The organism is Arthrobacter sp. 10T413_2, from assembly GCF_056394205.1.
In genome coordinates this window covers 1-1,987 of the sequence record NZ_JBFTHK010000324.1, presented here as the reverse complement: position 1 = coordinate 1,987, position 1,987 = coordinate 1, and the positions used below count along the sequence as shown (strand labels likewise).

Below are 1,987 nucleotides of genomic sequence, written 5' to 3'. Positions count from 1 at the left end.
GCACGGGTACAAGCACGGTTATGAGCTTGTGGGGCCTTCTGGGACCGTTGCCAGGGTGCTGGCAGGGGGTGACAACGGCGATCCGCATGCCTGGGCGTCTGGTGAGGATACGGACGCCTTTGTGGACCTGGTGCGGTCTGCCTGGCCGGACGATCACCAGGTGACGCGCATGGATTCCGCGGAGGATTTCCAAGGGCCTGGTTCTTGGGACAAGCTCAACGGGGCTTGCTTGGCGATCGCCGATGAGCTGCGGCTCAAGGTTTCCCAGGCTGGCGACTATCACCGTCTCGAGGACGGGCGGACCTTGTACGTCGGTTCTCGCAAGTCTCCGACCTTCATCCGGCTCTACGAGAAGGGCAAGCAATTGCGCGCGAAGGTCATCCAGGGTGCTGAGCTGATCCCTGCGGACTGGTGCCGTATGGAGGCTCAGATCCGGCCACAGAAACTGGCGAAGAAGGCGGCTGCTTACGTCTCGCCGGAGGATGCTTGGGGCTTCTCTGCCTGGACTGGTGAGCTGGCAAAAAGGTGTCTGGAAATCGATGTGCCGCGAGTTCAAATGAACGTCTGGCGAGAGGCCGACGACGAGAGGGCTTTCCACTTCATGGTCCGGCAGTACGGACACATGCTGGAGAGGTTGCGCGCTGACCTGGGCGACTGGTCTTGCGTGGGTCTGCAGATTGGGGACGCAATCGCGAAGGTGCGCAAGGAAGGGTAAATTTCTCAAAGCGGGCCACAGGTACCGTTGGCGCGGTCCTGCAGCCCTAACCACCATCAAGCTATTACGGAGCTTAGTCATGGCAGCTGCATGCGATTTTATCAACGGCATTCCTTTGTGGGCGCTTTCGCACCTGGGCAACCAGGTTGCCCTCACCAGGACCTTTGACGAGTACGGAGACGGGGGCACCGTTTGGCCCGTTGGCATGTCTGGAACGCTCGATGCGATTCAGGCAGGGGAGGGGTCCCCTCACGCGGTTGTAGAGCTCGACCTGGGCAACCTGGTCAACGTACCGTTCGCCATCCTGGAGGCCGCGTAAATTTCCGTGACGTGTAACGAGAATTGCAGGGTATGGGGGCGCTTTAGCCCCCATGCAAGCAGGGCATCTATGTACCTGGGCGGGGCTTCGCGGCTCCGCCCTTTTTTTCGCCTGGCGAGGCATTCGCGCCATGCAAGCAATGCGGGGCTTGCGTCACTCATGGGTGATGCACTAGCATGGGAGGTGATGCACCGTTACGGAGAGGGAATGTCTACAACGAAACCAAGAATCACGATCACCCTGGAGCCTCACCATCACGAGCTGCTCCAGCGCATGGCTGCTCACCAGGGGCAGAGCATGTCCTCTATCGTCGTGGAGCTGGTTGAGTCCGTGGCGCCTGTCCTGGAGCGTGTGTGTGCGGCCGTCGAGGCTGCGAAGAAGGCCCAGGCGGGGGTGAAGGAAAACCTTGTTCGGGTGGCCGAGGATTCCGAGCGGGCTGCGCTGCCTCACCTGGAGGCCGTCATGGGACAGCTCGATGCGCTCTTGACGACGTTCCACCAGGCAGGGGAAGGGGCCTCCCTTGGTAAGAATGCGAAATCCTCCTCCGCGCCTGTGGCTGCGCCCCGACGGAGGGCGAGCGCAAGCGATGAGCACGACGTCCGGCGGGGCGTAGGTGCGGCTGGGGCCAAGAAAGACCCCCGTCCTGTAATCACGGGGGTCAGGGTAATCGATGGATCACATTCGAGGCGGAGGAAGGGCCATGCGGTTTGACTGGTATGCAGCGACCGTACAGGCCCATCCCACGGTGGTCCTGGAGACCCTTCAGAACGCGCTAGGAGCCGAGGTTAAGGCGGGTAGGGGCATGCACGGGTACAAGCACGGTTATGAGCTTGTGGGGCCTTCTGGGACCGTTGCCAGGGTGCTGGCAGGGGGTGACAACGGCGATCCGCATGCCTGGGCGTCTGGTGAGGATACGGACGCCTTTGTGGACCTGGTGCGGTCTGCCTGGCCGG

3 protein-coding genes are annotated in these 1,987 nt (G+C 62.0%); all 3 read left to right on the top strand.

The genetic code is table 11. From position 1 onward, the window contains the following. Positions 1-715 (top strand): replication initiation factor domain-containing protein (locus AC1DBQ_RS23130; RefSeq protein ID WP_476930723.1); only part of this gene is annotated, 715 nt, incomplete at its 5' end. A 616-nt stretch (positions 716-1,331) separates the two neighbouring features. Continuing rightward, entirely contained in the window at positions 1,332-1,745 is a 414-nt protein-coding gene (locus AC1DBQ_RS23125; protein WP_476930722.1) for a hypothetical protein, read from the top strand. Beyond that, on the top strand, positions 1,735-1,987 hold a 253-nt coding region (locus tag AC1DBQ_RS23120; protein WP_476930721.1), incomplete at its 3' end, for a hypothetical protein. The genes AC1DBQ_RS23125 and AC1DBQ_RS23120, both read left to right, overlap by 11 nt.